This window comes from Chromobacterium alticapitis (genome assembly GCF_002924365.1).
Lineage (GTDB): Bacteria > Pseudomonadota > Gammaproteobacteria > Burkholderiales > Chromobacteriaceae > Chromobacterium > Chromobacterium alticapitis.
In genome coordinates this window covers 33199-39550 of the sequence record NZ_PQWB01000072.1, presented here as the reverse complement: position 1 = coordinate 39550, position 6352 = coordinate 33199, and the positions used below count along the sequence as shown (strand labels likewise).

The window sequence follows — 6352 nt, the reverse complement described above, 5'->3', positions numbered from 1 at the left end:
CACGCGGCGCGCGCCTACTGCGCGAGCGAAGGCGCGCGGCTGCCCACCTGGTACGAGTGGGAAAAGGCCGCGGCGGCGGACGACAAGCGCCCCGACGCGCGCGACGATCCGGCCTGGCGCGAGCGCATTCTGCGCTGGTATGAACAGCCGGGTGGACGCCGCTTGCCGGCGGTGGGGCAGAACGTCAATTTCTGGCGGGTCAGCGATATGCACGGCTCCATCTACGAGTGGGTGGAGGATTTCAACGGCCTGTTCGTCGCGACGGACAGCCGCGCGCAAGGCGAGCAGCGCACGCTGGCCACTTGCGGAGCGGCGGCGCTGTCGCTGGGCGACCGGGACAATTACACCATCCTGATGCGCATCGCCATGCTGGTGGCGCTGAACGGCAACGACGCGCCGCAAGCTATGGGTTTTCGATGCGCCAAGGATGCGGCCAAGGATACGGATGTGGAGAGAAAACCATGAGTCGATGGAACCATGGCCTGGCGGCCGCGCTGTTGCTGGCGGCCTGCCACGTCGCGACGGCGGCCTTGCCGGGCGATTCACTGTACCAGTTGGATGCGCCGATGCGGGCGCAGAACGGGCAGCCCTTCAAAATGGCGGACCTGGCCGGCAAACCAGCGCTGGTGACGATGTTCTACGGCAGCTGCCAGCTGGCCTGCCCCATCGTGTTCCACCATATGGAGGCTACGGTGGCGGCGCTGCCGGCTGCGGCGCGCGGCAAGCTGACGGCGGTGATGATCAGCCTGGACCCGAAGGAGGACACCGCGGATTCGCTGCGGCGGCTGGCGCATGAACATGGCATGGATGGCCCGGGCTGGGTGTGGGCCGTCAGCGATACCGATGAGCACACCCGCGGCGTGGCGGCGGCGCTGGGCATACGTTACCGCAGACTGGAGGACGGCACGATCAACCACAGCACTCGCGTGCTGCTGCTGGACCGCCAGGGGCGGGTGGCGGCCGCGACGGATGACATAGGGACGAAGCCGGATGCGGGCCTGTTAGCCAAGCTGCGCGAGCTGACGCGCCGCTAGTTCCCGCCGACGGAGCGGTGTTATTTCTCCGCTATTTGGCGGATTTGGAACAGGCTTTGAGCGCGCGCCGTATGCCCTCGCTGATGTTGCCGCCTCCCAGCCGGCTGGCGATGGCTATGCTTGCCTCGTCCAAGTAGACGTTTCTGCGCGCGCCGCCTTCCAGCTTGAGCGGCGCGCCGGCGCCGTTGCCTATGCCAAGCGCCGCCTTGATCCGCCGCTGGTCCAAGGGGCGGATGACCCCTGAGTTGGCCATGCAGTAGACGCCGCTGCTTTTGTTCCTGAGCAGCGCTCCGGTGCGGTTTCCCACGGATACGACGCCTATCGGCAGGTAGCCCGGCAGGTCGTCCAGCTGATACAGCCGGGGTTTGCCCGGCTGCTCGATGTGTATGCGGGAACGACGGTCGACTTCCATCCTGTCCTCCTCGCCGCGCCGCGCGCGGTCTTTGCAAACCCGCATGCGGCAAAGCGCGGGAAGGTTTCGCTTCCTTCCATTGTGTACACAAGAAATAAGATGGCAAGGAATATTCTGTGTGTATGCAATGGGGCCGGCACGAAGCCAGTCCGTCAGTCCGCGGCCTGTTCCTCGCGGAAGGCCAGCAGCGCCAGCAAGCTGGCCGAGCTGCACGCCATGATGTACCAGGCCGGCGCCAGCGGGTTGCCGCTGACGCTGATCAGCCAGGTGACGATGAACTGGGCGAAGCCGCCGAACAGCGTCACGCCGCTGGCGTAGACGATGGCCAGGCCGGTGGCGCGGCTATGGCGTGGAAAGGCTTCCATGACCAGCAGGAAGCCGGCGGGGCTGCCCAGCGCCAGCAGCGCGGTCAAGGTCAGCGCCAGGGTCAGCGCGGTCTGCATCGAGGGCGCGGCTTGCAGCAGCATGAAGCAGGGCAGGGTCAGCAGCGCGGACAGCGCGTTGACGGCCAGCAGCAGCGGTTTGCGCCGCGGCAGGCGATCCGCCAGCTTGCCGGCCAGCGGCGAGGCCAGCAGCAGGACCAGTCCGGCCGCGCAGCCGGCCAGCAGCGCGGAGGCCGGCGGCTGGTGCAGCACCTTGATCAGATAGGACGGCAGATAGTGGCTGACCACATACATATTGGCGGTGCCGCCCATGATCAGCATGACGCCAAGAGCGAGCTGGCCGCGGCGGCTGCGGATCAGTTCGGCCAGGCCGGGTTGGGCGGATGGCTCGGCGTGATGGGTTTCGTCCAGACGGCGGCGGATGTACAAGCCCACCGGCCCCACCAGCAGCCCAAGCAGGAAGGGCAGGCGCCAGCCCCAACGCTCCAGCGCCTCTGCGCTGAGGAAATGGCTGAGCAGCGCGCCGCTGAGCGCGCCGGCCAGCACCGCGCCGCCTTGGGTGGCCATCTGCCAGCTCACCATGAAGCCGCGGCGGTTGCGCGCGCCGGACTCCATCAGGAAGCTGGTGGCCGCGCCCACTTCGCCGCCGGCGGCGAAGCCCTGCAGCAGCCGGCCGGCCACGATGAGCAGCGGCGCCAGCACGCCTATGCTGTCGTAGGTAGGCGCCAGGCCTATCAGCGCGGTGCCGCCGGCCATCAGCCAGATGGTCAGCGTCAGCGCCGGCTTGCGGCCGGCGCGGTCGGCGATGCGGCCTATCACCACGCTGCCCAGCGGCCGCATGACGAAGCCTATGCCGAAGGTGGCCAGCGCCATCAGCAAGGAGCCGTACTCGCTATGCGACGGGAAAAACAGTTTGCCGATCAGCACGGCGAAGAAGCTGAACACGGTGAAGTCGTACAGCTCCAGCCAGTTGCCCAGCGATACCGCGACGATGGTGCGGCGCGACGAGGCGGTGTGCATTACCGGCGCGTCGGCCGCGGGGACGGTCAGCGTCTTGTTCATGATGTGTTCCTCGATCTGGATAGGGACAAGCGGCTTCAGAAATAGTTGTGGTACAGGCCCACGGCGACGGTGACGGGCGAGACTCCGTACTGCGGCCTGCCTTGCGCGTCGGCGGGCAGCGGCTGGCCGTTCAGTATCAGGGTGGAGCCGCCTAGATTGCGGATGGCGCCGGCGCGCGCGTACAGGCCCGTGCGTTTGGACAGGTTGTAGTCGTAGCCCAGCATCAGGCCGATGGCGGAGCTGGCGATGGCTTGTCCAGCCGAGTCGCGCGCGCCAGAGGTATCGCGGTAGACGGTGGACAGGCGGTAGACATGCCGTTTTTCCGCGACGATGGCGCCGGCGGTGTAGACGCGGGCGATGCCGTTCTCTTGGCGGCGCGGCACGGTGACGGTGTGGGAGGCCGACAGCACCAGCCGGCCGATGTCGTAGACCGCCGCCAGGCCGTAGAAATCATTGCGCGTCGAGTCCGCACCAGACGGCGACAGCGGTTGCCAGCTCTGATTGAAACTGGCGGCCAGGAATAGGGGGCCTTCCAGATGGGCCAACATGGCGCCGCGGCTGCCCGGCGCGCGCCGGTTGGGCGAAGCGGCCTGCAGCAACTCGACGTTGAAGCCCTGGCCGCGCGGCGAAATCCATTTCGCGGCGTGGCCCAGCCGGCTGTCGAGCTGGGCGGAGCCGGGGCCGAGGTCGGCATTGGGCAAGACGCCGCGCGGCGTCTGCACCGCGCCCATGCCCGCCCAGCTGTAGACCGAGTTGGTATTGACCGCCCCAAACGGATCGACGAACAGCGGCAGGCCGGCGTTGAGCTGGCGGCCCAGGCGCAGCGCGCCCCAGCGCGAAGACTCCAGGCCCAGCCAGGCTTCGCGGTTGAACGGGATGCCGGGCGATTGCGGCGTGCCGTCGTTGGCGTTGAAGCCAGCCTCCAGATTGAATTCTGTCCGCCAGCCACCGCCCAATAGCTCGCGGCCGGCCAGTCCGAACTTAGACGTCCATTCGCCGCCGCTCTGCAGCTGCCAGGCGCGCTTGCCGCCGGCTTGCGAGTAGCTGACGCCCAGGTCCAAGGTGCCATATGGGGCGACGCCGCCGTCCTTCAGCGTGCCGTTGAACTGCGGCAGGCCTTGCAGGCGGGTCAGCAGGAAAGAGTCGGCCCACGCGAATGGGGCCAAACAGGCCGCCAGCAGGGGCGGCCAGGTGTGACGCAGCATTGGTTTCTCCTTTGTCTTGCGATGCCGGCTGTGCCGCCGGCTTGATCGCGCCGCGCATTAGCCGCGCAGATAGCTTTCCGCCAGCCGCGCCCACAGCGAGGCGCCCACCGGCAGCGCCAGGTCGTTGAAGTCGTAGCCGGGGTTGTGGACCATGCAGCCGCCGCGGCTTTCCGTGCCGTTGCCGAGCAGCACGTAGCAGCCTGGTTTCTCTTCCAGCATCCAGGCAAAGTCCTCGCTGCCCATCATGCCTTGCGGCGGCTCGATCAAGCGCTGCGCGCCGGCCTGTTCGCGGATCAGCTCGGCCAGGAAGCGGGTTTCATCGGGCGTATTGACCAGCACCGGCGCGATGGCGCGGTAATCTATCTGCGCGGTCACGCCATAGCTCTGCGCCTGCAGCTGTATGGTTTCATGCAGCCGCTGCTTCAGCGTGGCGTGAACGTCGCGGCTGAGCGAGCGCACGGTCAGCTTCATCTCGGCGTGTTCCGGAATCACGTTGTGCGTCTTGCCGGCATGCAGCGAGCCGACCGTGACCACGCCGGCCTCGGTGGCGGGAATATTGCGCGCCACCAGCGTCTGCAGCGCCATCACGATGGACGAGGCGGCGACGATGGGGTCGCGGCCGAAGCTGGGCATCGCGCCGTGCGCGCCCACGCCGATCAGGCGCACGTCCACGCTGTCGGACGAGGCGGCCATCGCGCCTTCCTTCAGCGCGAAGCAGCCCACCGGCAGGCCGGGCGCGTTGTGAAGGGCATAGACGGCATCGCAGGGGAAGCGCTCGAACAGGCGGTCGTTCAGCATGGCCGGCGCACCGCCCAGGCCTTCCTCCGCAGGCTGGAAGATCAGGTGCAGCGTGCCGTTGAAGCGGCGGGTTTCGGCCAGGTATTTGGCGGCGGCCAGCAGGATGGCGGTGTGGCCGTCGTGGCCGCAGGCGTGCATTTTGCCGGGGCAGACGCTGGCATAGGGCAGGCCGGTGGCTTCCTGGATGGGCAGCGCGTCCATGTCGGCGCGTATGCCGAGCGCGCGCTTGCCATTGCCGGCGCGCAGCGTGCCCACCACGCCGGTTTGGCCTATGCCCTCATGCACGTCATAGCCCCATTCGCGGAGCTTGGCCGCCACCAGTTCGCTGGTCTGCATTTCTTCGAAACCCAGCTCCGGGTGGGCGTGGATCTGACGGCGCAGCTGGATGAATTCATCCAGGCTGTTCAGGATTTCCGGGAGGATGAAGGTATCGTTTGCCATGGCTTGGTTTCCTGGTTGAAAGGCGCCGAACCATGCTAGGCAAAACTATTTGCCTTGAATAAGCACAAATATTGATAGCCATAACCAGGAGTTATCCATGAGTCAGCTCAAGCATCACCAGCTGCGCGCCTTGGCCGCGGTGGCCGACCACGGCAGCGTCAACGCGGCGGCGCGCGCGTTGTGCGTGACGCAGCCCGCCATCACCAAGGCGCTGCGCGAGCTGGAGACGGAGCAGGGCGTGGCCTTGCTGCTGCGCAATTCCTGGGGCGTGACCCTGACCGATGCCGGCCAGACGCTGTTGGGCTACGCGCGGCTGGTCATGCGCGAATTGGAGCGGGCGGAGCGGGAAATGGATAGATTGCGCTCCGGGCGAGAATGCAGCCTGCGCATCGGCCTGACGCCATTGGCCGGACTGGAGGTGTTGCCGCAGGCGTTCGCGGCGTTCCGCCGGGCCATGCCGCAGGTGAAAGTGGATTTTCTGGAGCTGGACAGCCAGCAGTTGCTGGACGGCTTGCGCAGCGGCCAACTGGATTTCGCGCTGGGCGCTTTCGCCTCGCCGCCAGACGATCCATTCGTGCGGGTGGAGCGGCTGCGCGAATCGCCATCCGGCTTTGCCGTTCGCGCAGAAAGCCCGTTGCGGCATGCCGCCGAGTTGTCGGCATTGCGACAGGCCGAGTGGCTGCATACCGACATGAGCGGCCACTATGAGCGCTTTGTGCATGGCATGTTCGCGCGCGAGGGGCTGGCGCCGCCCGAGCGCATGACGTGCTGCACCTCCAATGTGCTGTTATGCGGCCTGTTGATGACGATGGACGCGGTGGTGCCGATGTCCAATCTGGCCTTGCAGGCGACATTGACGGCGCAGCGCTTCGTTGAACTGCCGCTCAGTCAGCGGCCGCCGGGCCTGAGCCTGGTGCTGCTGGTGCGCAAGGGCGCGCTGCTGAGCCGTGCCGCGGAGTGGCTCATCGCCCGCATCCGCGAAGCGCAGACTGTTTGATCATGCATGCCGCCTCGGGG

7 protein-coding genes are annotated in these 6352 nt (G+C 67.2%); 3 read left to right on the top strand and 4 right to left on the bottom strand.

The features are described from left to right. Positions 1–465 (top strand): SUMF1/EgtB/PvdO family nonheme iron enzyme (locus tag C2I19_RS15300; protein ID WP_158253729.1); only part of this gene is annotated, 465 nt, incomplete at its 5' end. Continuing rightward, complete coding sequence (locus C2I19_RS15295) at positions 462–1034, top strand: SCO family protein (RefSeq protein ID WP_158253728.1); 573 nt, start codon at positions 462–464, stop codon at positions 1032–1034. The genes C2I19_RS15300 and C2I19_RS15295, both read left to right, overlap by 4 nt. 31 nt (positions 1035–1065) lie before the next feature. On the opposite strand, the gene C2I19_RS15290 is transcribed toward C2I19_RS15295, so the two are convergent. From C2I19_RS15290 to C2I19_RS15275, 4 genes are all read right to left on the bottom strand, one after another. Continuing rightward, positions 1066–1446, bottom strand: a complete 381-nt coding sequence (locus tag C2I19_RS15290) for a hypothetical protein (protein WP_146056832.1) — start codon at positions 1444–1446, stop codon at positions 1066–1068. Positions 1447–1598: 152 nt separating this feature from the next. Next, the gene (locus C2I19_RS15285) at positions 1599–2891 is read right to left on the bottom strand and encodes an MFS transporter (protein WP_103903541.1); all 1293 of its coding nucleotides are present in this window, start codon (positions 2889–2891) and stop codon (positions 1599–1601) included. Between the two features lie 35 nt (positions 2892–2926). After that, on the bottom strand, positions 2927–4096 hold the full coding sequence (locus C2I19_RS15280) for a porin (protein ID WP_103903540.1): 1170 nt from the start codon (positions 4094–4096) through the stop codon (positions 2927–2929). A gap of 57 nt (positions 4097–4153) precedes the next feature. Next, positions 4154–5335: a M20 aminoacylase family protein gene (locus tag C2I19_RS15275; RefSeq protein ID WP_103903539.1), complete on the bottom strand. Its 1182-nt coding sequence runs from the start codon at positions 5333–5335 to the stop codon at positions 4154–4156. A 97-nt stretch (positions 5336–5432) separates the two neighbouring features. Here C2I19_RS15275 and C2I19_RS15270 point away from each other — a divergent pair, with 97 nt between their 5' ends. Further along, positions 5433–6332 (top strand): LysR family transcriptional regulator, encoded by a 900-nt coding sequence (locus tag C2I19_RS15270; RefSeq protein ID WP_103903538.1) that lies wholly within the window; start codon positions 5433–5435, stop codon positions 6330–6332. The last annotated feature ends 20 nt before the right edge of the window (positions 6333–6352 follow it).